The following is a 24,086-nucleotide window of genomic DNA, read 5'->3' as shown; positions in this document are numbered from 1 at the left end:
CCAGTCAAAGGCGAGCTGGGTCTGGTCAGCACTCACCGCGGGCTCCTTCGGCGTGACGCATGGGTACGGCAACCTCGTTGTGTCGGCGCGGCGCGCAGCCGCGGGTCGGCACTGGACTGGTGTTACGGATGTGAGGGCGGCTGGGGGGCATCAAGCCTCGCGATCGATCAGGCGTCAGCTCAGATGCCCGCGCCCGCGATGCCGCAGTTGGCACCGGACGATAGCAGGAGATCTCACAAGCCTTTATCCCGCCCCTATCCCTCACGACGACGACCCTGTCTTCTCGGACTTTCCACTCTTCTCGGAGTCGGGGTCGACGTAGAAAAGCTTGGCTTTCATATGCGCACGAGCCTGCGCAGCCATCCACACGACAGTCGCGACGACGAGCGAGACGGCGAACGTCTTCGCATTGAAGAGGGTGGTGTCCTTGAAGACGGCCACGAAGATCAGGAGCAGCAGGAGCTGAGCGACGTACAGCATCAGCCCCATGGCCTGGAACAACTGCGGGAGCGTTTTTGCCGTCCACTGCAGGACATACAGACCGATTCCCATGAACAGGATCGCGAGCAGTGTGCCGACCACCGCGCCGAGCGCACCCTTGCCGCCGGCGACCCCAGCGCTGACGGCGACGACGATCGCGCCGACAGCCGCTGCGGGGACAGCGGTCTGCAAGAGGTTCCGGGCGTCATTGGACGGCATGGCGGCAACTCCGCTTTCACAGGGGGGCAGGTGTCGTCATGGACGAGCGTAGTCCCGGATCGAGAGGGGAACTCACGGCCAATGGACCGTCGCACTACGGTCCTTCAGCTCTCTCCGGGGTTCTCGTGAACCGTATCACAAACTATTTGATGCGGTCTTTACCTAGTCGGTGTGCTTGCTGTCACACATGAGAGTGACAGTGCGCGTCTGTGCAGAAACCGAACCGACTTGTCTGGTATTGGGGGGCTTTGCTCCCCCACGAGTTGGCAATGCTCTAGTCAGATTCTTACCTTGCCGGTCAACGCAATAGTCAGCGCGAGGTACCGGCCTTGCGGCGGTCCAGGAAGCGCGGACGGGCGCCCAGAGCGGTCGCACCGTTCACGCCTGCCACACCGGCCACGACCGGAGGACGCTGCTCGTCGTCGACCGCGGCCGGGTGCGCGGGCGTGGACGCGGTTTCGGCGACGGCCCTGCGGCGGCGGTAGCGCGGCGGCACGAAGTGCTCGGCCCAGCGCGGGGCGCGCGGCGTGAAGCGCGGCAGCAGCAGGAGCAGCAGGCCGATGGCGCTGAGGAACACGATGCCCAGCACGATCCACATCGAGGCCGAGTTGACCGAGTAGGCGAGGGCGCCGAAGGCGATCAGCGCCGACCAGAAGTACATGATCAGGACGGCCCTGCTGTGCGAGTGCCCGATCTCCAGCAGCCGGTGGTGCAGATGCCCGCGGTCCGCGGCGAACGGCGACTGGCCGCGCCAGGTGCGGCGCACGATGGCCAGCACCAGGTCGGCGGCCGGGATGGCGATGATCGTCAGCGGCAGCAGCAGCGGGATGTAGACCGGCACCATCTGGTGCACCGCCTGACGCTGTGACCCGCCGAACAGGCTGTCCGGGTCGACCTGCCCCGTGATGGAGATCGCACCCGCGGCCAGCACCAGCCCGATCAGCATCGAGCCCGAGTCGCCCATGAAGATGCGCGCGGGGTGCATGTTGTGCGGCAGGAAGCCCAGGCACATGCCCATCAGGATGGCCGCGAACAGCGTCGCGGGGGCGGCGGCCTCGATGCCGTACGAGTACCAGATGCGGTACGCGTACATGAAGAACGCGGCGGCGGCGATGCACACCATGCCGGAGGCGAGGCCGTCGAGGCCGTCCACGAAGTTGACCGCGTTGATGGTGATGACGACCAGCGCCACCGTCAGCAGGGTGCCCTGCCACTGGGTCAGCGCGACGGTGCCCACGCTCGGGATCGGCAGCCAGAGGATCGTCAGACCCTGCATGACCATGACGCCGGCGGCGATCATCTGGCCGCCCAGCTTGATCAGGGCGTCGATCTCGAACTTGTCGTCCAGGACGCCGATGAGCCAGATGAGCGCCGCTCCGGAGAGGAGCGCCCGCGGTTCGTTCGACTTCTCGAAGACCTCGTTGAGGTTGGTGAGATGGTCCGCGACCAGCAGGCCCGCGCACAGGCCGAAGAACATGGCGATCCCGCCGAGGCGCGGAGTGGGCTCCCGGTGCACGTCACGGGCCCTGATCTCCGGCATGGCTCCGGCCACGATCGCGAACTTCCGTACCGGCCCTGTCAGCAGATACGTCACCGCGGCCGTGATGCAGAGCGTCAGCAGGTATTCACGCACAGGCTTCCCCACAGGTCTCGCTGGCCATCTCAGCCCCACACCCTAGCGACGCACGCATATGAATGGGGACTGCCGGGTAGCGACGATGGTTGCACGCGTGCCTGTGCACGCAGGCTGCACCCAGTGGTACGCAGGTGCGTCTACCCCCGCTCAGCCGGTGTACGGCTGAAATCTACCGGTGAGCTCGCGCACCTGATCACGCGCCTTCTGGCTCTCGGTCTCGCCCCGCAGCACGCCCGCGAGCAGCGTGGCGATCGAGGCCATCTCCTCCTCTCCCATTCCCTGGGTGGTCACGGCCGCCGTGCCGAGCCGCAGGCCGCGGGTGTCCGCGTGCGGCAGCGCACAGCAGTCCAGCACCATTCCGGCCGCTGCGAGGCGGCCGCGCGCGGTGCGGCCGTCGACGCCGAGGGGCGCCGGGTCGGCGGTGATCAGATGGGTGTCCGTGCCGCCGGTGGTGACCACCAGGCCCTCGGCGGCCAGCAGAGCCGCCAGCGCCCGGGCGTTGGCGACCACCTGATGGGCGTACGACCTGAACGCGGGTGTTGCCGCCTCGCCGAACGCGACGGCCTTGGCGGCGATGGTGTGCATCTGCGCCCCGCCCTGGGTGAAGGGGAAGACGGCCCGGTCGACCCGTTCGGCGAGCTCGGCGCCGCACAGGATCATTCCGCCGCGCGGCCCGCGCAGCACCTTGTGCGTGGTCGCGCAGACCACGTCGGCGTACGGCACCGGGCTGGGCGCCGCTCCCCCGGCGACGAGCCCGATGGGATGGGCGGCGTCGGCGATGAGATACGCCCCGACCTCGTCGGCGACCTCGCGGAAGAAGGCGTAGTCGATGTGCCGGGGGTAGGCGATGGAACCGCACACGATCGCCTTGGGGCGGTGTGTACGGGCGAGGGTGCGCACCTGGTCGTGGTCGATGAGCCCGGTCTCCGCATCGACGCCGTAGCCGACGAAGTCGAACCAGCGGCCGGAGAAGTTGGCGGGCGAGCCGTGCGTGAGGTGGCCGCCGTACGGGAGGCCGAGGGCGAGGACGGTGTCGCCGGGCCGCAGGAGCGCCGCGTAGGCGGCCAGGACGGCCGAAGAGCCGGAGTGCGACTGCACATTGGCATGCTCGGCGCCGAACAGGGCCTTCGCACGGTCCACGGCGAGGCGCTCGGCGACGTCGACGATCTCGCAGCCGCCGTGGTGGCGGGCGCCCGGGTACCCCTCGGCGTACTTGTTGGCCAGCGGCGAGCCGAGCGCGGCCAGCACCGCGGGCGAGGAGAAGTTCTCGGCGGCGATGAGCTGCAGCGTCGTCGACTGCCGGTCGCGCTCACCGAGCAGGATCTCGGCCAGCTCGGGGTCCTGCCGGCGCAGGACATCGGCCTCGAGGGTATGAGTGACCGGCATGATGGGCTCCGGGGGGCGTCGACGGTGACGTACGACCAATGTAGGCCCGGTGCCGGTGAGGTGCTCGGTTGTTACGCCTTCGCAGGTACTCCGGTGAGCGCTGTGACCACCGGATCCAGCGCCTGGTGTATCTCCTCCCCGATGGACCGGAAGAAGGTCAGGGGGGCGCCGTACGGGTCGTACACCTCGTCCGCCTCGGCGGTCGGGGCCAGGAGCCACCCGCGTAGAGCCGCCGCGGCCCGCACCAGCGCACGCGCGCGTGCCACCACGCCGTCCTCCAGGGGCGGCAGGGTCGCCGGGTCTATCGCCCGCACCAGACGGGTGAACTCCTTCAGGGTGAAGGTGCGCAGGCCGGCCGAGTGGCCCATGGAGATGACCTGGGCGCGGTGGTCGCGGGTCGCCGTCAGGACGAGGTCGGCCATGATGACGTGCTCGTCGAGGAGTTCGCGGCCCATGAAGCCGGAGGCGTCCGCGCCGAAGTCCGCGAGGACCGCCTCCGCGTTGGCCTCCATGGGCGCGCCCTCGTGGCCCCAGGTGCCCGCGCTCTCCACGATCAGCCCGCCCCACAGGGGGTCGCCGAGCCGGTCCGCCAGGGCATGGCGGGTCAGCCGCTCGGTGATCGGCGAGCGGCACACATTGCCGGTGCTGACGTGGAGGATGCGGAAGCCGGTCATGGGGACCCCGAAGGTCCCCGTCTCTTCCCCGTTGCCTATGCCACGCCCCGCGTCAGGGGCCGTCAATTCGCCACCTCGAGGTCGGGTACGACCTTGCGCAGCTCGTCCGGCGAGATCGCGCCCTCGCGCAGCAGCACCGGCACCGAGCCGGTGACGTCGACGATGGAGGACGGGACGTTGCCGGGGGTCGGCCCGCCGTCGAGGTAGACGGAGACCGAGTCGCCGAGCATCCCCTGCGCGGCGTCACAGTCCTCCGGGGCGGGGTGCCCGGTCAGGTTCGCCGAGGACACGGCCATGGGGCCGACCTCGGTCAGCAGCTCGATGGCGACCGGGTGCAGCGGCATCCGGATGGCGACCGTGCCCCGGGTGTCCCCCAGGTCCCACTGCAGGGACGGCTGGTGCTTGGCGACGAGCGTGAGCGCGCCCGGCCAGAAGGCGTCGACGAGTTCCCAGGCCGGCTCGGAGAAGTCGGTGACGAGACCGTGGAGGGTGTTCGGGGACCCGATCAGCACGGGGGTGGGCATGTTGCGGCCCCGGCCCTTGGCCTCCAGCAGGTCGGCGACCGCCTCCGAGGAGAACGCGTCGGCGCCGATGCCGTACACCGTGTCGGTCGGGAGGACCACGAGCTCGCCACGGCGGACGGCGGACGCGGCTTCGCGCAGACCGGTCGTGCGGTCCGTCGCGTCGTTGGTGTCGTATCGCCGAGCCATGTCTAGCGGGCCTCCTCGTACACGTACATCGGGAAGTGGGTCGTCGGGGTGGTCACGGCAGTGCCTTGCGGGCCGTCGCGAACCGGGGGCGGTTGTTGAGGTCCGGGTGGTCGGCCGCGTCGGCCCAGCCCCGCTCCTCGGTGAAGATCCACGGCACCTGGCCGCCCTGGGTGTCGGCGTGCTCGATGACGACGACACCGCCCGGGCGCAGGAGCCGGTGTGCGGTCCGTTCCAGACCGCGAATGAGATCGAGGCCGTCCTCCCCCGAGAACAGGGCGAGTTCGGGATCGTAGTCCCGCGCCTCGGGAGCGACGTACTCCCATTCGGTCAGCGGGATGTACGGCGGATTGGAGATGACCAGGTCGACCTGGCCGTCGAGGTCCGGGAAGGCGTCAAGGGCGTTGCCCTGGCGCAGGTCGACGCGCGAACCCTCGACGTTCTTGCGGGTCCACTGGAGGGCTTCCTCGGACAGCTCCACGGCGTGCACGCGCGAGCGCGGGACCTCCTGCGCGAGCGCGAGCGCGATGGCGCCGGACCCGGTGCACAGATCGACGATGCAGGGCTCGACGACATCCATCGCGCGTACGGCGTCTATGGCCCACCCGACCACGGACTCGGTCTCGGGCCGCGGCACGAACACGCCCGGCCCCACCTGGAGTTCGAGGTAGCGGAAGTAGGCCCGCCCGGTGATGTGCTGCAGCGGCTCGCGCTGTTCGCGCCGGGCGATGACCTCCCAGTAGCGGGCGTCGAAGTCCGAGTCCTTCACGGAGTGCAGTTGGCTGCGCTTCACGCCGTGCACGAACGCGGCGAGCTCCTCCGCGTCGGTGCGCGGCGAGGGCACGCCGGCGTCGGCCAGCCGCTGGGTGGCCTGTGCCACCTCTGCGAGCAGCAGGTTCACGCATTCCTCCGTGTCGTACTGGGTCGTGCGCAGGTGCCTTCAGGCAGCCGCCAGCTTCGCCGCCGAGTCCGCGTCGACGCAGGCCTGGATCACCGCGTCGAGGTCGCCGTCCAGGACCTGGTCCAGGTTGTAGGCCTTGAAGCCGACGCGGTGGTCCGAGATGCGATTCTCCGGGAAGTTGTACGTGCGGATCTTCTCGGAGCGGTCGACGGTGCGGACCTGGCTGCGGCGGGCGTCGGCGGCTTCCTTCTCCGCCTCCTCCTGCGCCGCTGCGAGCAGCCTGGAGCGCAGGATACGCATCGCCTGCTCCTTGTTCTGCAGCTGGCTCTTCTCGTTCTGGCAGGAGGCGACGACTCCGGTCGGAATGTGCGTGATGCGCACCGCGGAGTCGGTGGTGTTGACGGACTGGCCGCCGGGCCCGGAGGAGCGGTAGACGTCGATGCGCAGGTCGTTCGGGTTGATCTCGACGTCGACCTCCTCGGCCTCGGGCGTGACCAGCACACCGGCCGCCGAGGTGTGGATACGGCCCTGGGACTCGGTGGCCGGGACGCGCTGCACGCGGTGCACGCCGCCCTCGTACTTCAGCCGGGCCCAGACGCCCTGGCCGGGCTCGGTGGCGCCCTGGCCGCCCTTGGTCTTCACGGCGACCTGGACGTCCTTGTAGCCGCCCAGCTCGGACTCGGTGGCGTCGATGATCTCGGTCTTCCAGCCGACCCGCTCGGCGTACCGCAGGTACATGCGCAGCAGGTCACCGGCGAAGAGCGCGGACTCGTCGCCGCCGGCGCCGGCCTTGATCTCGAGGATCACGTCCTTGTCGTCGGACGGGTCCCGGGGCACGAGCAGCAGGCGCAGCTTCTCGGTGAGTTCCTCGCGCTGCTTGTCCAGCTCCTTGACCTCGGCCGCGAAGTCGGGGTCGTCGGCGGCGAATTCCTTCGCCGTCTCGATGTCGTCACCGGTCTGCTTCCAGGAGCGGTACGTGGCGACGATCGGGGTGAGCTCGGCGTAGCGCTTGTTCAGCTTGCGCGCGTTGGCCTGGTCGGCGTGGACCGACGGGTCGGCGAGCTTCTTCTCCAGGTCGGCGTGCTCACCGACGAGTTCCTCGACGGCCTCGAACATCTTGGGCTCCTGTACTGCGTGGAAAAAGGGGGAAGGCGGGCGACCAAAAACGCCGGTCCCGGCGCGCCTGTGAAGGGCGCGGCCGTGGACCGGCGAATGGGAGCCAGCTACTTCTTGGAGCCGGCCGCAGCCTTGCCGAAGCGGGCCTCGAAGCGGGCCACACGGCCACCGGTGTCGAGGATCTTCTGCTTGCCCGTGTAGAACGGGTGGCACTCGGAGCAGACCTCGGCGCGGATGGTGCCGCTCTCGATCGTGCTGCGGGTGGTGAACGACGCGCCACAGGTGCAGCTGACCTGCGTCTCGACGTACTCGGGGTGGATGTCGCGCTTCAAGGTGTCTCCTAGTTTCGGGAGGGCGCCGGGTCGCTTCCGCGGGGTGCGGTCGCGTGAACCGGGGCCGACGTACCAGTCTGCCAGGACTGGGGCCATCCCCCCAAACCGGGGGTTCGGGTGATCTATTCCCTGCGGGCCGGTGGGGGCTTGTCACGCCCACGCGGCGGAGCCGCAAACCGACACGGTCCCGCGCCCCTGACTACCCGGCGGTGACCACGCCCTTGGCTTCGCCCGTGGCCGTACCTTGCGTGGCCGACTTCGGGATCTGCTGGTCGTTCTTGAGAGCCGTCCAGACCTGCTGGGCCTTCGCCTTCTCCACGATCACGCGGTTCGGGTTCGACGGGTCGTACTGGACCGGCATCGTGATCATGTGCATGTTGGTCGAGCTGATGCTCTTCAGGCCGTTCGCGAAGGACATCAGGGTGTTGACCGAGCCCAGGTCGGAATCGGTCGTCACGGCCTTGGTGGCGGTGTCGGCGAGGTCGTAGAGCCTCTTCGGGCTGGTGAAGATGCCGACGTGCTTGACCTGGTTGACCAGGGCCTTGATGAAGGCCTGCTGGAGCTGGATGCGGCCGAGGTCGGAGCCGTCGCCGACGCCGTGCCGGGTGCGGACCAGGCCGAGGGCCTGCTCGCCGTCGAGCGTGTGCGTGCCGGCCTTCAGGTTCAGATGGCTCTGGGAGTCCTTGATGTCCTTGGTCGTGGTGACCGGGACGCCGCCGAGCTCGCCGATGAGCTTCTCGAAGCCGCTGAAGTCGACCTCGAGGTAGTGGTCCATGCGCAGCCCGCTGATCGACTCCACGGTCTTCACGGCGCAGGCGGCGCCGCCGGTGGAGTACGCGGTGTTGAACATGACGCCGGACGCGGCGGGATGCGTCGTGCCGTTCTTGTCGGTGCACTCGGGGCGGTCGATGAGGGTGTCGCGGGGCATGGAGACCACGTCGGCCTTCTTGCGGCCCTTGTAGACGTGCACGATCATCGCCGTGTCGGAGCGGGCGCTGCCGTCGTCGGTGCCGCCGCCGAGCTTCCTGTTGCTGCCCGAGCGGCTGTCCGAGCCGAGGACCAGGATGTTCTCGGAGCCGTTGTCGACCTTCGTCGGCCGGTCCGTGCCCAGGGCCGAGTTGATGTCGACGCTCTTGATGTTGCCGTTGAGCTTGAAGTACAGGTAGCCGGCTCCCGTTCCGCCCAGCACGACGATGCCCGCGGCGGTCCACGCCGTGATCAGCAGGCCCTTGCGGCGCGTGCTGCGGGGCTTGCGGCGACGGCCCTTGGCGCGGCCGCCTGTGCCGTTGGTGCCGGACTCTCCCGATATGCCGGGTTCCGGCGTGCTCTCGGCGGACATGTGCTCCTCGTTCTCGTCCGGTCGGTTACCCCCTGCGCTCAGGGACAGGCCTGTCGGTCACGGATACGTGTCGTACCGCACCATCGTCACTCCGTCGGGTCAGACGGAGAAACTCGAGAAAGGGTTGCACGACGCTCCGTGCCCGACCCGTGGAGGGCCGGGCACGGAGCGTGACGGATCAAGCGGGGGCGAACCCCCGCTCACCTGCGGTTTCAGCCGAGAAGGTCGTACTGCTGGAAACCCGTACCAAGCGAGATTCTTGTGGCAAAGATCCCACTCGACGCCTGGCCGGTGCCCGGGTAGAGGTAGAGCGTGCCGCCGGGCGTGCGGGCCAGGAAGTCGGCCTTGCCGTCCCCGGTCACATCGCCCACGGCGTCGAGGGTGTTGTACGTGGTGGTGCTCCAGGTACGGACGTTGATCCGGCTGGAGAACGCCCCGGAGCCGGCCGTACCGGTGCCGCGGTACAGGTAGATGTATCCGGTGCTCTTCTGACGCGCGATCAGGTCGGCCTTGCCGTCGCCGTTGAAGTCGCCGTGGCCGAGGAGGGCGTTGTACTGGTTCCAGCCGGTGCCGACACTCACCGGCGTGCCGAAGGTGCCGTCGCCCTTGCCCGGGTAGATCCACAGGGTGCCGCCGGAGTCGACCGAGAGCAGGTCGGGCTTGTAGTCGCCGGTCACGTCACCGGGGGCGACGACGCGGGTGCGGGTGGCCCAGTTGCTGAAGATCTGCGACTTGGTCCAGGAGCTGCTGGCGGGGACGTAGTGCTCCCAGTAGACCGCGCCGGTGGAGCTGGAGCGCAGGATGAAGTCCTGGTAGCCGTCCCGGTTGAGGTCGGTCTGCAGGACCACGTTGTAGCCGCTGAAGGAGCCCCAGGAGATCCGGGAGGCCAGCGAGGTGCCCTTGGAGTCCAGCTCGTAGCCGGTCTTGGTGGAGGAGTTGCGCAGGAACAGGTCGGCCTTGGAGTCGCCGCTCAGGTTCGTGTCGTCGATGCGCGGGTAGGCGGCGCCGACGTAGCTGCGGACCTTGGTGAAGACGCTGTAGTCGCCCTTCGCCACGCAGTTCTCGACACCCCAGGAGACGACGCCCACGATCCGGTTGTTCACGATCAGCGGGCCACCGGAGTCGCCGTTGCAGGACGCCTTGGTGCCGGTGTCGCTGCCGCTCTGCGTGCCGGTGCACACCATGTGGCCCGCGACGTAGTCCGAGCCATAGGCGGTGGTGCAGGTGCTGTCGGCGTGGATGGTCAGCTGGGCCGACTGCAGGGTCTGTGAGATGTCGTTGCTGGTGGAGCTGGTGCGGCCCCAGCCGTAGAGCGTGGCGACGGTGCCGCCCGCGTACGAGGCGGTGTCGGTGGACGTCGTCATACGGACCGGCGTCGCCTTGACGGGGTTCGGCAGCGTCAGCACGGCGATGTCGTTGTCGGGGGCGCCGCTGGTCGCCGTGGTGTACGACGGGTGGTTCCACTGCCGCCAGACGCCGGAGACCGTGCCGCCGTGCAGATCGGTGCTGCCGTCGCTGTTGGTGGTCGGCAGCTGGTCCGTGCCGGTGACGATCGCGCCGTACGCGTGCCAGTTGAAGCCCTTGACGCAGTGCGCGGCGGTGAGGATCTTCGTCGGTGAGACGACGGTGCCGCCGCAGAAGAAGCTGACGTCGTCGCTCGTGTCGGTGGTGCCCTTGTCGTCGTAGTACCAGAGCTGGGCCATGAACGGCGCCGAGGTGATGGCGGTGTCCGTGCCGCCGATGACCATCGGGCTGACGGAGCCGCTGCTGCTGGTGCTCGTGCTGCTGCTGGTGCCGCTGCTGGTCTTCGACGACTTGGTCGTCTTCTTGCCCATGGCGGCGTCGGTGGCGAGGGCCCCGGAGACGCGCTGCTCCAGCTCGGAGAGCGACGGCGAGGTGATGGCCGGCTTCGCATGAGGCGTCGCGGACGGCGCGGCGTTCGCGGACGACGTCAGCAGCGCGGCGGCTACGGCCGCGACGAGGCCGGTCGCGGCGACCGGCAGGGCAAGGCGTATCCGGCGTCTGTGACGGCCGCTGCCGGACAGGGATGTGGACAAGAAAGTCCCCCAGTGAGACAAGTGATGGATGGGGCGCCTGGTGCGCCCCATCTCACTCAGCGTCAAAAGGCCGTTCAACATCACTGATGTGACGCTGAACGGCCTTTTGCGAGCTGCCCGAAGGCGGTGTCTCAGTCGCCGTTGCCAGGCGTGGGCGTGGTCTTCTGGATCTGCAGCAGGAACTCGGCGTTCGACTTGGTCTGCTTCATCTTGTCGAGAAGCAGCTCGATCGCCTGCTGCTGGTCGAGCGCGTGCAGCACCCGGCGCAGCTTCCATACGATCGCCAGCTCTTCGTTGCCGAGCAGGATCTCTTCCTTACGGGTGCCGGACGCGTCGACGTCCACCGCCGGGAAGATGCGCTTGTCGGCGAGCTTCCGGTCGAGCTTGAGCTCCGCGTTGCCGGTGCCCTTGAACTCCTCGAAGATCACCTCGTCCATGCGGGACCCGGTGTCCACCAGGGCGGTGGCGAGGATCGTCAGCGAGCCGCCGTCCTCGATGTTGCGGGCCGCACCGAAGAAGCGCTTCGGGGGGTACAGGGCGGTCGAGTCGACACCACCGGACAGGATGCGGCCGGAGGCCGGGGCGGCCAGGTTGTACGCACGGCCCAGACGCGTGATGGAGTCCAGCAGGACGACGACGTCGTGGCCCAGCTCCACCAGCCGCTTGGCGCGCTCGATGGCGAGCTCGGCGACCGTGGTGTGGTCCTCGGCCGGGCGGTCGAAGGTCGAGGAGATGACCTCGCCCTTGACCGACCGCTGCATGTCGGTGACCTCTTCCGGACGCTCGTCGACGAGGACGACCATCAGGTGGCACTCGGGGTTGTTGTGCGTGATCGCGTTGGCGATCGCCTGCATGATCATGGTCTTGCCGGTCTTCGGCGGGGCCACGATCAGACCGCGCTGGCCCTTACCGATCGGCGCGACGAGGTCGATGATGCGGGTGGTGAGGACACCGGGGTCCGTCTCCAGGCGGAGGCGGTCCTGCGGGTAGAGCGGGGTGAGCTTGTTGAACTCCGGGCGGCCGCGGCCGTGTTCGGGCGCCATGCCGTTGACGGAGTCCAGGCGCACCAGCGCGTTGAACTTCTCGCGCCGCTCGCCTTCCTTGGGCTGCCGGACCGCGCCGGTGACGTGGTCGCCCTTGCGCAGGCCGTTCTTGCGGACCTGGGCGAGGGAGACGTACACGTCGTTGGGGCCCGGCAGGTAGCCCGACGTACGGATGAAGGCGTAGTTGTCCAGGATGTCGAGGATGCCCGCGACCGGGATCAGGACGTCGTCCTCGTTGAGCTGCGGCTCGGCGCCGCCCATCTCGTCGCGGCCACGACGGCCACGACGGTCCCGGTAACGGCCCCGGCGGCCGCGGCGGCCGCCCTCGAAGTCGTCGTCGTCCTGCGGGCCGTTGTCGCGCTGCTGGCGGTCCTGGCGGGCGCCGCCCTGCTGGCGGTCCCCCCGGTCCTGGCGGTCCTGACGGTCCTGGCGCTGCTGGCCACCGCCCTGGCCGCCCTGCTGCTCGTCGCCCTTGTTGCCGCGGCCCGAGCGGTCACGGCCTCCGCGGTCGCGGTCCCGGCGGTCACGGCGGCCCTGGCGGCCCTCGCCGTCACCGGCGTCGCCCTGCGCCTGCGGGGCGGGCGTCTCGGCCTTCGGCTCGCTCTTCGCCTCGGCGGCGACCGTCTCGGTGCTGCCCGCCTCGGCGGTGGCGCGACGACGACGGCGCTCGACGGGAGCGTCCTCGCTGGCCGGCTGGCCGGGGATCTCGATCTGCTGCTGGGCCACGGCCTTCTCGGCCGGGGCGGCCGCCTTCTTCTCGGCGGCGGGAGCGGCGTCCTCGCCCGTACGGGCCTTGGAGGTGGCGCGGCGCTTGGGCTTGGTCTCGGCGGCGGCCTCGGCCTTCGCCGGGGCACCACCACCCGCCTGCGCCTCCTTGATGACCTCGATCAGCTGGCTCTTGCGCATGCGCGCGGTGCCCCTGATGCCGAGGCCGGATGCGACCTGCTGCAGCTCGGCCAGCACCATGCCCTCGAGGCCGGTACCGCGGCGCCGCCGGGAGCCTGCACCGGTGGCAGGCGCGGAGGCGTCCGTGGCGGGCGCGGCAGCGGTCTCCTCGACACGTGCGCCCATCAGATCGGTGGTGTCGCTCACGAAGGGTCCTTCCCTGGAGCGGACGTCGGCCTGTCTGGCTCGGCGACCGGTTGTGCTTCCGGCTTCGGTCCTTGCTGTGTGGACCGTGCCGGGGCGGTGGTCCGCCAAAGGTGGCGGAGGCAATATCTGGGATGGCGCTTCCCAAAGCCGTGGCCGTGGCACCGAGTGTCGGTGTCACGTGGCTTGGTCGCACCGATTCCGGAGCGTGCCCGGCAAGTCGCTCAGTGCCCGCGTACGAGGTACTGCCCGCGTACGTCGTACGGAACACAGTGCGGCTTGGGAGGCTCCCGGAAGAATGTCTGTCCCGGACGGGGACACGAAGCACCTCGCCATGGTGGGGTCGGGTGCAGACTTGAGATTAACACTACCGGATCCAACAAACATTCCCCCTCTCGAAATCCGGCAACCGTGTGTCAGGACGCAAGCGGCAGCACGCTCGCTCCCTGGGCGTCGAGTTCGAGCCGGTTCGCGGCCCACCCTTCGCCTGCCAGATGGGCGACCTTGTCGGCGCTGTCGGCGTCGGCCAGCGCCAGCACGGTGGGTCCGGCACCCGAGATGACCGCCGGGACTCCGTCGGCCCGCAGCCGCTCCACCAGTGCGGCGCTCTCCGGCATGGCGGGCGCGCGGTACTCCTGGTGGAGCCGGTCCTCGGTGGCGGGCAGCAGCAGCTCGGGGCGCCTGGTGAGGGCCTCGACGAGCAGGGCGGCACGGCCCGCGTTGGTGGCGGCGTCGACGTGCGGCACGGTGCGCGGGAGCAGGCCGCGCGCGGTCTCGGTGAGGACCGGCTTTCCGGGCACGAAAACCACCGGAACGATGGAATCGGCGGCATCCATCCTGATCGCGCGGGCGGCGCCCGCCTCCATCCAGGAGAGGGTGAAACCGCCGAGCAGACAGGCCGCCACGTTGTCGGGGTGGCCCTCGATCTCGGTCGCGAGCTCGAGCAGGGCCGTGTCGTCGAGCTTCGACTCCCCGCCTATGGTCACGGCGCGCGCGGCGACGATGCCGGCGCAGATGGCGGCCGAGGAGGAGCCGAGGCCGCGGCCGTGCGGGATGCGGTTGGCGCAGACGATCTCGAGGCCGCGCGGCTGCCCGCCGAGGAGGTCGAAGGCGGTGCGCAGGGAGCGTACGAGAAGGTGTTTCTCGTCACGCGGCAGCGTCTCGCTGCCCTCGCCCGCGATGTCGATGTGCAGCCCGGAGTCGGCCACCCTGACGACGACGTCGTCGTAGAGCCCCAGCGAGAGGCCGAGGGCGTCGAAGCCCGGGCCGAGGTTGGCGCTGGTGGCGGGGACGCGCACCCTTACTGCGGCGGCGCGGAAGGCGGGACCGGCCATCTCTCGATGACTCTCCTTGAGCTGCGTGATGGTCGAAAACATTCGATACGACATCGGCTACGTACGGGGAGACCCTCAGGCCGCGGAGACGGCGCGGCACCGTCCAGACGCTCCATGGGCGGAGGCATATGCGGCGGGCGGGTTCGGTACAGCCTATCGAAGGATGCTTCTGTGGCGACATAGGGCGCACAGGAGGCGCACGATGCGTGCCGTAAGCCCCCTGTGCACCCCTCGGAGGGAGTTCCCCGTCAGGCCGGACCTCGGGCCTGTCGTCAGGCCAGACCGAGGCGCTCGGCCGCCGTCACCGCGTCGACCGGGACGGTGACCGGCTGCGGGGCGCCGGCGACGGCCCAGTCGGGGTCCTTCAGGCCGTTTCCGGTGACCGTGCACACGATCTTCTGGCCCGGGTCGACCTTGCCCTGCTCGGCGGCCTTCAGCAGTCCGGCGACGGACGCGGCGGACGCCGGCTCGACGAAGACGCCCTCCTGCGCGGCCAACAGCCGGTAGGCGCGCAGGATCTCACGGTCCGTCACCTCGTCGATGAAGCCGCCGGACTCGTCCCGCGCGGCCAGGGCGTACTGCCAGGAGGCGGGGTTGCCGATGCGGATGGCGGTGGCGATGGTCGAGGGGTCCTTGACGATCTCGCCGCGCACGATCGGGGCGGAGCCGGAGGCCTGGAAGCCCCACATGCGGGGGGTCTGCGTGGCGACGCCGTCGGCGGCGTACTCCTTGTAGCCCTTCCAGTACGCGGTGATGTTGCCCGCGTTGCCGACCGGGAGGACGTGGATGTCCGGGGCGTCGCCGAGCATGTCGACGATCTCGAAGGAGGCCGTCTTCTGGCCCTCGATACGCACCGGGTTGACCGAATTCACCAGCGCCACGGGGTAGTTGTCGCTCAGCGCGCGGGCCAGGGTGAGGCAGTCGTCGAAGTTGCCGGCGACCTGGAGGATCTTGGCGCCGTGCACGAGCGCCTGTCCCATCTTGCCGAGTGCGATCTTGCCCTGCGGGACGAGAACGGCCGATACCATGCCGGCCCGTACGGCGTACGCGGCGGCGGAGGCCGACGTGTTGCCGGTGGAGGCGCAGATCACAGCCTTCGCGCCCTCCTCCTTGGCCCGGGTGATGGCCATGGTCATGCCGCGGTCCTTGAAGGACCCCGTGGGGTTCGCACCCTCCACCTTGAGGTGGACCTCGCAGCCCGTGCGCTCGGAGAGCACCTGCGCGGGCACGAGGGGCGTGCCGCCCTCGCGGAGCGTCACGACCGGCGTGGTGTCGGATACCGGCAGTCTGTCCCGGTACTCCTCGATGATTCCGCGCCACTGGTGGGTCATTGCTGGTTACTCTCCTTCAACCCGCATGATGCTGGCGACACCCCGCACGGTGTCGAGCTTGCGCAGCGCCTCGACGGTCCCGGAGAGGGAGGCGTCGGACGCGCGGTGGGTGACGACGACGAGAGAGGCCTCGCCGTCCTTGCCCTGCTGGCGAACCGTATCGATGGACACACCGTGCTCCGCGAAGACGGTCGCCACCTGGGCGAGAACACCCGGTTTGTCCGCTACGTCGAGGCTGATGTGGTAGCGGGTGACGACGTCACCCATGCCCGACACGGGCAGCGCGGCGTACGCCGACTCGCCGGGCCCCGTTGCCCCGCTGAGCCGGTTGCGGCAGACGGCGACCAGGTCGCCGAGCACGGCGGACGCGGTGGGCGAACCGCCGGCACCGGGCCCGTAGAACATGAGCTGCCCGCTCGCGTCGGACTCCACGAACACGGCGTTGTACGCGCCGCGCACGGAGGCGAGGGGGTGGCTCAGCGGAATCATGGCGGGGTGCACGCGCGCGGTGACCGAGCCGCCGTCCTGGGCCCGCTCGCAGATGGCGAGCAGCTTGATGGTGCAGCCCATGTTCTTCGCCGAGGCGAAGTCGGCCGCGGTGACCTCCGTCATCCCCTCGCGGTAGACGTCGTCGAGACGCACCCGCGAGTGGAAGGCGATACCGGCGAGGATGGCGGCCTTGGCGGCGGCGTCGAAGCCCTCGACGTCGGCGGTGGGGTCGGCCTCGGCGTACCCGAGGGCCGTGGCCTCGTCGAGCGCCTCCTGGTACCCCGCCCCCGTGCTGTCCATCTTGTCGAGGATGAAGTTGGTGGTGCCGTTCACGATGCCGAGCACCCGGTTGACCTTGTCTCCGGCGAGGGACTCGCGCAGCGGACGGATCAGCGGGATGGCGCCGGCGACGGCGGCCTCGTAGTAGAGGTCCTTGTCGTGCTCCTCGGCGGCGGCGTGCAGAGCGGCGCCGTCCTGGGCGAGCAGCGCCTTGTTGGCGGAGACGACGGACGCGCCGTGCTCGAAGGCGGCGGTGATGAGGGAGCGGGCGGGCTCGATGCCGCCGATGACCTCGACCACGACGTCGATGTCGCCGCGTTTGACGAGCGCGGTGGCGTCGGTGGTGACGAGGCTCGGGTCGATGCCCTCTCGGACCCGGTCGGGCCGGCGCACGGCCACACCCGCCAGTTCGACGGGCGCCCCGATCCTGGCGGCGAGGTCGTCGGCGTGCGTCGTCATGATGCGCGCCACCTCTGAGCCGACAACCCCACAGCCCAGCAGCGCCACCTTCAGCGGACGCGTACGCATCATCCGACCTCGTTTCCTCATACCGTCTACGGTTGGACCAGTCTCACTCACCGGACGGGACTTTCTATCCAATGTCCGGATCGTGAGACATCTATTTCATTTGTACGGGGGTGGAAGACAGGAGATCTTCCACCCGCCGGGAGTTTCCGGTTGTCCGCCTCATCCGACGTCGAGACGCAGGAGGTCCTCCTCCGTCTCACGGCGGACGATGACCCGGGCCTCGCCGTCGTTCACGGCGACGACGGGCGGCCGCAGCACGTGGTTGTAGTTGCTGGCCATGGACCGGCAGTAGGCACCCGTGGCAGGCACGGCGATCAGGTCACCCGGTGCCAGGTCGGAGGGCAGGAACGCGTCCTTCACCACGATGTCCCCGCTCTCGCAGTGCTTGCCGACGACCCGGGCGAGCATGGGCTCGGCGTCGCTCGTCCGCGACACGAGAGCGACGCTGTACTCGGCGTCGTAGAGCGCGGTGCGGATGTTGTCGGACATGCCCCCGTCGACGGAGACGTACGTACGCAGGTTGTCGAGGGGCTTGATGGTGCCGACCTCGTAGAGCGTGAAGGCCGTCGGACCGACGATGGCCCGTCCCGGCTCGACGGAGATGCGGGGGGTCCGCAGCCTGGCGGACTCGCACTCACGCGTGACGATCTCGGTGAGCGCCTTGGCGATCTCGTGCGGCTCGCGGGGATCGTCGTCGCTCGTGTACGCGATCCCGAGCCCGCCCCCGAGGTCGATCTCGGGCAGCTCGACGCCGTGCTCGTCACGGATGTCCTTGAGCAGTCCGACGACCCGGTGCGCGGCGACCTCGAACCCGGACATGTCGAAGATCTGCGACCCGATGTGGCTGTGGATCCCGATGAGCTCCAGCCCGTCGAGCTGCAGCGCCCGCCGCACGGCCTCGGCGGCCTGGCCGCCGGCCAGCGGGATCCCGAACTTCTGGTCCTCGTGGGCGGTGGCGATGAACTCGTGGGTGTGCGCCTCCACACCCACGGTGATACGAATCTGCACGCGCTGCCGCTTGCCGAGCTCCTGCGCGACATGGGCGACGCGGACGATCTCCTGGAAGGAGTCGAGGACGATCCGCCCGACACCGGCGCGGACGGCCCGCTCGATCTCCTCGACCGACTTGTTGTTGCCGTGGAAGGCGATGCGCTCGGCGGGCATGCCGGCGGACAGGGCGGTGGCGAGCTCGCCGCCGGAGCACACGTCCAGATTGAGCCCTTCCTCGTGCAGCCACCGCACGACGGCACGCGACAGGAACGCCTTGCCGGCGTAGAAGACGTCGGCGTCGGCCCCGAACGCGCTGCGCCACGCCCGCGCCCGGGCCCGGAAGTCGGCCTCGTCGAGGACGTAGGCGGGGGTGCCGAATTGCTCGGCGAGGCTCTTCACATCAATACCGCCGACGGTGGCGACCCCGTCCTCATCCCGGGTGACCGTCTGGGACCAGACCTTGGGGTCGAGGACGTTGAGGTCGGTGGGCGGGGCGGAGTAGTGGCCCTCGGGGAGGACGTCGGCGTGACGGGGCCCGGCGGGGTGTGCGGAACGGCTCATCTTCTTTGCTGGCTCTCTAGAGGTGTTGGGGTGCGTCGATGCCGAGCAGGGACAGGCCGCCGGCCAGCACCGCCCCGGCGGCTTCGGCGAGCGCGAGCCGGGCACGGTGGGCGGCCGAGGGTTTCTCGTCACCGCGCGGCAGCACCACGGGAAGGACGGCGAGAACGGCGTCGGCCACGGTGACGAGGTGCCGGGCAAGACTGTCGGGCGTGCGCTGTGCAGCCGCACGGGCGAGAACACGGGGATGGTCGGCGAGGACGGCGAGCAGTCCGGCCATGTCCTCTTGGACGTCTCCGGGCGCGGGGGTGAGGCCCAGGTCTGCGGCGTTACGGCCGAGAGCCCGGGTGCGGGCGTGGGCGTAACGGACACGGAAGAGAGGGTTGCTCTCGCGCTGGACCAGATGATCGGCGGTGATACGGGGCCGGTCGTGGGCGGCGGGGTGCAGCAGCGCCCAGCGGGCGGCGTCGGGTCCGAGGAGTGCGGGGTCGTAGGGGGCCGGGACGGGCCGGAGGTTCACCGGCTCGCGATGGTCGACCTCGACGCGGCCGCCCTGTGAGCCGACGATGCGCACGAGGGCGTCGGCGACGACCTCGGCCCGGACGTCGTACGGGATGCGCAGTTCGACGACCTCTCCGGCGAGGGCGTCACTGTGACCGTACGCCGTGCCCTCGCGGAGGATCTCGCGAGTGAGCGCGGCCGCGGAGGCGGCCGCCCCCTGCAGGCTGATGTTGATGAACCCCGGCCCGGTGACGACGACGTCCGCGACGCCGTCCGTGCGGGCGAGGTGCTGCTGCAGGATCTCGGCGACACGCCGGGGCGGCTGCCCGGCGGGCCGCGCGAGCTGCAGGGCGATGTTGGTGGCGTAGTCGCCACAGCCACCCGGCCCGGGCGGCACGACAACGGCCCGTTGCGGCACGGCCACGCTCAGCTCCCCCTCGTCGACAGCACGACGCACCGCGCGCAGCACGGTGCGGGAGAGCTCGACGGGGGTCACGGCACAAGCGTATGGGAGGAGGGGGGTGGGTAGGCGAGCCGGTTTGGGAGAGGTCCGGGATGTGGACGGGCGGGTGGACGGGATGACGTCAGCCCGGATCAGCCGCCGGCCCGCCCGGCCCGCTCGGTCTCACCGAACCCGAGAACACTCCCGAGCCCGGACTCACCACCCTCTCCCCGGCCCCTCGCGCTCCTCCCCCGCTCGATCAACTGCCGTACGAGGCGCACGAGTTCGGTAGGCTCGAAGGGCTTGGCGAGAAAGGCGTCGACCCCCACATCCAGTCCGGTCTCGACCTCGTACGAGGTGCAGGCACTGACGATGACGAGGGGAAGGTCACGGGTCAGCGGATCGGAACGAAGCCGGGAGGCGGTCCGCAGCCCGTCCAGCCGGGGCATGACGACATCGAGGGTCACGACATCGGGACGCACCTGATGAACGACATCCAGACACTCGGCACCGTCAGCCGCGGTCACCACCTCGAACCCCTCCAGCTCGAGATTGACCCTGATCAGCTGCCGGATGACCTTGTTGTCGTCCACAACAAGCACCCGGCCCGACGCGCCTGGCACAACTCGAGAGTAGGTGCGGACCGGCCACCGCGTCCGGGTTTTCCCCACTTCCGGCCCGTGCGGGGGACGGCCCGCCGCCATCCCCCGCGGCACCGGGCGACGCCGGAAACCCGTTCATGAACACCCCGGATCAACTGGTAGTGTTCTACCCGTCGCCGCGCACACAGCGCAGCGGCCACGCCCCCGTAGCTCAGGGGATAGAGCAACGGCCTCCGGAGCCGTGTGCGCAGGTTCGAATCCTGCCGGGGGCACTCCGGATCAAGGCGCTGAACAGCGGAAACGCAGTTCAGCGCCTTTCTTGTGCATACCAAAACTGCAACGGCCAACTCGGCCGTGATCGCCCGACGCCCTGGGGCGCTGACCTGGGGCCTCACAGTACCGAACCGGTGAATTCCCATTTGTCCGATCCCATGGAATCGCTCTGTGCGGGACATGCGTGGGACGAACGTGAGTAAACGGAGTTCCTGTGAGAGACGCCCCTCTCCTCACCTGCATGTTTGCAGCCAAGACGCGAGAAGCGCACCCGGCGCAGCAGGCCGTTCCACTTTTCTGGCTCGGAGTTCGCATCGGCGCGCTCAGGGGGTCATTACTGCAGCCCGCCTGGACCGGCCAATGTTCCGGCTGGGGCTGATCGCGCAGGTTAACCCCTGGATCAGCCGGGGCAGTTCACGGCAGAGGATGCCTTCGGCGAGTACCTGCTGACGTCACCGACCCGGTGAGAGATACTGCGGAAGGTTCCGACTGACGATCATGCACTGAGCTGGGGGAAACAGTGGCGGGCGGGAACGATCCTTACGCACGGGAGCTCGCGCGGCAGGCCAGAGAACGGGAGCGAGCTCGGAAGGCCGCCGAGGCCGAGGCCAAGCGGAAGGCCCGTGAGGAGAAGCTCGCCCATGAAGCGGCCCGCGCCCAGGAAGCCGTCGACCGGACCAGCGTTGCCGAGAACGATGCCGAGCAACTCTCCAAGCTGTTACGGACAGCCGTACTGGAGGGACAACCGCTGACGTTCGATCGACTGAAGCAGGAGTTTGTTCCCTCCTTGTTCGTGCCACCCAAAGGACGTACGAAAGCCGCACCCGTGCCGCGCTGGGAGGAGTACGAGCCGGAGGCACCGCGGGGGCTTCTCAGCGCTCTCGGCTTCGGACGGCGCGGCTACGACGCGGAGGTCGAAGCCGCGCGCAAGCGGTTCGACAGAGCACTAAGAGACCATGCGCGCGACGAGAAGAAGCGCGTCGAGAAGCTGGAAAGGGCTCGCGCCCAACACGAGGAGCGCAACCTGGAAGAAGCCACCCGGGTCGAGGCATGGAACACCGGCCTCGAGCAGCGGCGAAGCGCGTACCGGGACAGAGACGTGGAGGCCGTCGAGTGGTTCGCCGACCAGGTCTTGGCCGCCTCCGCGTACCCGCACGGCTTCCCCAAGGCCCATCAGGTCTCGTACCAGGCGGATACGGGTGACCTTCTGGTTGAGATCGACCTGCCGCTGGAGGAGGTGGTCCCAGCGGCCCGCGCATACCGGTACGTGAAGACGCGTGACGAGATCACGCCTGTTCCGCGTCCAGAGAAAGAGCGCAAGGAACTGTACGCGTCAGTCCTGGCTCAAACGGCTCTGCGCACCGTGCACGAACTCTTTGCAGCCGACACCGACGGCGTGATCCAGTCCATCGCCTTGAACGGGCATGTGGCCACCATCGACCGCGCCACCGGGCGGGACGTCCACCCGTGCTTGATCACACTCCAGACAGACCGAGACGAGTTCAGTCAGCTGGTTCTGACCCAAGTGGATCCACGGGCCTGCTTGAAACGACTGCGGTCACTGATCTCGCCGAACCCATACGAGTTGGAGCCGGTGCGGCCGCTCGTCACGTTCGACCTGTCCAAGTTCCGCATCATGGACAGCCTGGACGTCGTGGCGGGCCTGGACAGCCGCCCCGTACTGATCGACCTGACACCCACAGAGTTCGAGCACCTCATTAGGCAACTTTTCGAAGCCATCGGCCTGGACAGCGTGAACACCCAGCCCTCGAAGGACGAGGGTGTGGATGCGGTCGCGATGAATACTGACCCCGTGATGAAGGGCCTGTGCATCATCCAGGCCAAACGCACCAAGAACGTCGTCCCGTTCGAGACCGTCTCCGCACTCGCCGGCGTCGTGGAACACAAGCGGGCCGCCAAAGGCATCCTGGTAACAACCTCCTGGTTCGGCCGAGCCAGCGAGGCATTCGCCAACGAGCACGGGCGCCTAGAGCTCCTTGACGGAGCCAACCTGGTGCACCTGTTCAAGGAGCACATGAACCTCGATGTCATCCCAGGGCCGGTGCCTCCGAAACGACGCCCCAAGTAGGGGTCGAGCCCCAGCCACGGTGTGGGAAGTCTCTACACCTCGCTACTGACGTACGCGCCGTACCCGGAAGGTTGCTCCGGCTCCGGGGCAAGCCGCCCGCACCGGGCCCCTTCCCGCGCTCCTCCGTAGCTGGTGAGCGTCACCGGACCGGAAGCTCGGACTGTTGACCGCGACGAGTCAGCGAACGCACGCGTTCTTCGGGCTCTATCGGTACTCCTTGAGCAGCGCCTCGATGCGCTGGTTAGCGACCGCTTGTCGTCCATACAGGCACTTGGCGTATCGGGTCATGAGGACCTCAACGCTGTTGCCGGCGCGTTCGGCGACCTCGGTGGGATCTACTCCGGCATTCAGCCAGGTAGACAGGGCCGAGTGGCGGAGGTCGTACGGGCGGGCCGCGAGCGGTGAGTCCGCCACATCCGGCGGGAGGGCAAGGTCACGGGCTTCACGCCAGACGCCGTAGTAGGTGCTGGAGCCTACGATGCCGCCGTGCTCGTTGAAGAACAGCCGTCCGTCCCCCGCAGTGCCGAAGGTCTGGATGCTCTCCCGCCACAGCATCACCAGCTCGGGCGGCAGCGGCACCGGTCGGGTGTCGCCCGGCGGGCGGCTCTTCAGACCGCGCTCGTCATGGAGACGTCCGGTGTCGGTCCACTTCTTGCCCGCCTGGGGTCGCGTGACGTGCAGGATCGCCCTGCCCCAACCCTCCGTAGGCAGAACGCAGTCCGGCAGGGACACTGCAACCGCCTCCGCAGGCCGCAATCCGGCGTAGTACATGCCAGCGAACAAGCCGACCAACCGCCGTCCGCGGGCACGCCGGTAGCCACCGACGTACGAGAGAGCGCACAGCAGAGAGCGCGCCTGGGTAGGGTTGGCCACGACCCGTGGGTCGACCTGCTTTACGGTCTTGGTGATCCGCCAGTTGATGAGGGCCATCGGGTCGGTGCGGAGTCCGCCTTGCTCGATCGCGTACCGCACTGCGTTCACGAGGGTCATGCGCTTGTGTCTCTGGGTCTCGGCGGCTGCGATCATGCCGTCCTGTTTCAGCTGCAGGGCTTGCATCACCGCCCGCATGACGACCGGGTCCATCAAGTCGACCAAGGGGCGTGACGCCCTCTCCACCCAGCGCAGAGCAAGTCGCACGTCGGCGGGTGCCATACGCGGGTCCGGCCGGGGCACGACGAACGCCCAGTCCCGCAGCGCCTGCCGCAGCAACTCGTCGTTGGGGCGGCCTCGTACGTTCCGGAGCATCGCCTGGGTGATCGAGCACAGTGCATCGTTGGTCTCGTTGCGGGTTTTCGCCGCGACCTGCGGCCAGCGCATCTCCAGATAGCCGAGCGCGAAGTCATACCAGCTGGTGGAAACCGAGCCGTGGCTTGTCCCCGCAGAGACCGACTCGTCAGCGGCGCCCAGTCGGACCGCTCGGACCAGCGCGGCGCCGAGCTCGTCCGCTAGCGCCCTGACTTCCATCGCACTTCCCGCAGAAGTGTTTCTGCCGGCCCGCGCCGCAATCACGGTCTTGCCACCACTTCTCCGTCTGGGAACGCCGTGTGTCTGCGATCCCGAACTCCTCATTACGTCCACCACCTCTCTGACCAGGGGAGCGCTTCCGGCCCAGGTTGCAGCGGGGCCCTCGGCGTCCTCGCTGTGCATGCCAGGTAACGCACAAGTCAACAAAGCGAGCCATAAGGGTTCTC

Annotated in this window: 19 protein-coding genes and 1 tRNA gene; 2 read left to right on the top strand and 18 right to left on the bottom strand. The window is 69.0% G+C overall.

The annotated features are described in order from the left end of the window. Nucleotides 1-261: 261 nt before the first annotated feature. From ACFY1U_RS09930 to ACFY1U_RS09850, 17 genes are all read right to left on the bottom strand, one after another. Nucleotides 262-699, bottom strand: a complete 438-nt coding sequence (locus ACFY1U_RS09930) for a hypothetical protein (protein WP_390693584.1) — start codon at nt 697-699, stop codon at nt 262-264. A gap of 310 nt (nt 700-1,009) precedes the next feature. After that, nucleotides 1,010-2,332, bottom strand: a complete 1,323-nt coding sequence (locus tag ACFY1U_RS09925; RefSeq protein WP_390693583.1) for an MraY family glycosyltransferase — start codon at nt 2,330-2,332, stop codon at nt 1,010-1,012. 150 nt (nt 2,333-2,482) lie between these two features. Then, nucleotides 2,483-3,721: a serine hydroxymethyltransferase gene (gene glyA, locus ACFY1U_RS09920; RefSeq protein ID WP_390693582.1), complete on the bottom strand. Its 1,239-nt coding sequence runs from the start codon at nt 3,719-3,721 to the stop codon at nt 2,483-2,485. A 71-nt stretch (nt 3,722-3,792) separates the two neighbouring features. Continuing rightward, entirely contained in the window at nt 3,793-4,461 is a 669-nt protein-coding gene (locus tag ACFY1U_RS09915) for a protein-tyrosine-phosphatase (RefSeq protein ID WP_390693581.1), read from the bottom strand. Continuing rightward, nucleotides 4,458-5,105, bottom strand: a complete 648-nt coding sequence (locus ACFY1U_RS09910; protein WP_390693580.1) for an L-threonylcarbamoyladenylate synthase — start codon at nt 5,103-5,105, stop codon at nt 4,458-4,460. The genes ACFY1U_RS09915 and ACFY1U_RS09910 overlap by 4 nt, the downstream gene beginning before the upstream one ends. 52 nt (nt 5,106-5,157) lie before the next feature. Beyond that, nucleotides 5,158-6,003, bottom strand: a complete 846-nt coding sequence (gene prmC / locus ACFY1U_RS09905; RefSeq protein ID WP_030928668.1) for a peptide chain release factor N(5)-glutamine methyltransferase — start codon at nt 6,001-6,003, stop codon at nt 5,158-5,160. Nucleotides 6,004-6,042: 39 nt separating this feature from the next. Continuing rightward, nucleotides 6,043-7,119, bottom strand: a complete 1,077-nt coding sequence (prfA, locus tag ACFY1U_RS09900; protein ID WP_390693579.1) for a peptide chain release factor 1 — start codon at nt 7,117-7,119, stop codon at nt 6,043-6,045. Between the two features lie 107 nt (nt 7,120-7,226). Continuing rightward, entirely contained in the window at nt 7,227-7,451 is a 225-nt protein-coding gene (gene rpmE / locus ACFY1U_RS09895) for a 50S ribosomal protein L31 (protein WP_019326867.1), read from the bottom strand. A gap of 199 nt (nt 7,452-7,650) precedes the next feature. Then, complete coding sequence (locus ACFY1U_RS09890; protein WP_390693577.1) at nt 7,651-8,790, bottom strand: LCP family protein; 1,140 nt, start codon at nt 8,788-8,790, stop codon at nt 7,651-7,653. A 212-nt stretch (nt 8,791-9,002) separates the two neighbouring features. Continuing rightward, entirely contained in the window at nt 9,003-10,847 is a 1,845-nt protein-coding gene (locus ACFY1U_RS09885; RefSeq protein WP_390693576.1) for a trypsin-like serine protease, read from the bottom strand. A gap of 131 nt (nt 10,848-10,978) precedes the next feature. Next, nucleotides 10,979-12,982, bottom strand: coding sequence for a transcription termination factor Rho (rho, locus tag ACFY1U_RS09880; RefSeq protein WP_390693575.1), 2,004 nt, complete (start codon nt 12,980-12,982; stop codon nt 10,979-10,981). Between the two features lie 413 nt (nt 12,983-13,395). Beyond that, the gene (gene thrB, locus ACFY1U_RS09875) at nt 13,396-14,313 is read right to left on the bottom strand and encodes a homoserine kinase (protein ID WP_115905887.1); all 918 of its coding nucleotides are present in this window, start codon (nt 14,311-14,313) and stop codon (nt 13,396-13,398) included. 272 nt (nt 14,314-14,585) lie between these two features. Then, a complete protein-coding gene (gene thrC / locus ACFY1U_RS09870; protein WP_390693574.1) occupies nt 14,586-15,644 on the bottom strand; it encodes a threonine synthase in 1,059 nt (352 codons plus the stop codon). 6 nt (nt 15,645-15,650) lie between these two features. Next, entirely contained in the window at nt 15,651-16,943 is a 1,293-nt protein-coding gene (locus tag ACFY1U_RS09865) for a homoserine dehydrogenase (protein WP_390693573.1), read from the bottom strand. Between the two features lie 156 nt (nt 16,944-17,099). Beyond that, a complete protein-coding gene (lysA, locus tag ACFY1U_RS09860) occupies nt 17,100-18,491 on the bottom strand; it encodes a diaminopimelate decarboxylase (RefSeq protein WP_390693572.1) in 1,392 nt (463 codons plus the stop codon). 16 nt (nt 18,492-18,507) lie between these two features. Further along, entirely contained in the window at nt 18,508-19,485 is a 978-nt protein-coding gene (gene nrtL / locus ACFY1U_RS09855; protein ID WP_390693571.1) for an ArgS-related anticodon-binding protein NrtL, read from the bottom strand. 98 nt (nt 19,486-19,583) lie between these two features. After that, nucleotides 19,584-20,135, bottom strand: coding sequence for a response regulator (locus ACFY1U_RS09850; RefSeq protein ID WP_390693570.1), 552 nt, complete (start codon nt 20,133-20,135; stop codon nt 19,584-19,586). A gap of 98 nt (nt 20,136-20,233) precedes the next feature. Between ACFY1U_RS09850 and ACFY1U_RS09845 the strand changes: the two genes are divergently transcribed. Beyond that, nucleotides 20,234-20,305: transfer RNA gene (locus tag ACFY1U_RS09845), tRNA-Arg, on the top strand. Between the two features lie 521 nt (nt 20,306-20,826). After that, nucleotides 20,827-22,395, top strand: coding sequence for a restriction endonuclease (locus tag ACFY1U_RS09840; protein WP_390693569.1), 1,569 nt, complete (start codon nt 20,827-20,829; stop codon nt 22,393-22,395). A gap of 204 nt (nt 22,396-22,599) precedes the next feature. Here ACFY1U_RS09840 and ACFY1U_RS09835 read toward each other — a convergent pair whose 3' ends face one another. After that, entirely contained in the window at nt 22,600-23,859 is a 1,260-nt protein-coding gene (locus tag ACFY1U_RS09835; protein ID WP_390693568.1) for a tyrosine-type recombinase/integrase, read from the bottom strand. Nucleotides 23,860-24,086 lie beyond the last annotated feature (227 nt).

The organism is Streptomyces sp. NPDC001351, assembly GCF_042896045.1.
GTDB lineage: Bacteria > Actinomycetota > Actinomycetes > Streptomycetales > Streptomycetaceae > Streptomyces.
This window is presented reverse-complemented; position numbering and strand designations above follow the sequence as displayed.